Annotated in this window: 1 protein-coding gene; it reads left to right on the forward strand. The window is 73.0% G+C overall.

The window, feature by feature from the left end:
• On the forward strand, positions 1 to 230 hold a 230-nt coding region (locus AAEZ05_RS30515; RefSeq protein WP_350650439.1), incomplete at both ends, for a helix-turn-helix domain-containing protein.

The following is a 230-nucleotide window of genomic DNA, read 5'->3' on the forward strand; positions in this document are numbered from 1 at the left end:
GGTGTGCCGCCACCTGTTCGCGGCGCCGTCGATCGACGCCGATCTCGACCGGGTCGCGGCCGACGCGGGCGTGAGCCGCCGCACGTTCACGCGGCAGTTCCGCGCGCAGACGGGCGTGAGTTTCGCCGCATGGCGCCAGCAGGTGTGCATGCTCGCGGCGATTGCCCGCCTGACCGACGGGCAGCCGGTGACGCGCGTCGCGCTCGATCTTGGCTACGCGAGTGCGAGTG

Origin of the sequence: Pseudomonas sp. HY13-MNA-CIBAN-0226 (assembly GCF_040310305.1) — a bacterium.
In the GTDB taxonomy this organism is placed as follows: Bacteria; Pseudomonadota; Gammaproteobacteria; order Pseudomonadales; family Pseudomonadaceae; genus Aquipseudomonas; species Aquipseudomonas gregormendelii.